This is a genomic window from Streptococcus sp. KR (assembly GCF_002238115.1).
GTDB lineage: Bacteria > Bacillota > Bacilli > Lactobacillales > Streptococcaceae > Streptococcus.
In genome coordinates this window covers 1-217 of the sequence record NZ_NGVM01000365.1, presented here as the reverse complement: position 1 = coordinate 217, position 217 = coordinate 1, and the positions used below count along the sequence as shown (strand labels likewise).

The window sequence follows — 217 nt, the reverse complement described above, 5'->3', positions numbered from 1 at the left end:
CTCAGAACGGTACGGGTTCTGGGTCTGTTATTAATCAACATGAAGAACAGCAGACAAGTACCGTTAATAGTAATACTACAGATAATACTAATTCTTCAGACGATCAGACTTCTCAGAAGCTAGTTACTAATACAGAAGCAAAACCGAGAGCACCAGCTGAGCAGAACGGTACGGGTTCTGTTATTAATCAACATGAAGAACAGCAGATAAGTACCGT

1 protein-coding gene is annotated in these 217 nt (G+C 40.6%); it reads left to right on the top strand.

All coding sequences use genetic code 11. From position 1 onward, the window contains the following. A partial coding sequence (locus tag CBI42_RS13120; RefSeq protein ID WP_218822083.1) for a hypothetical protein occupies positions 1-217 on the top strand: 217 nt, incomplete at both ends.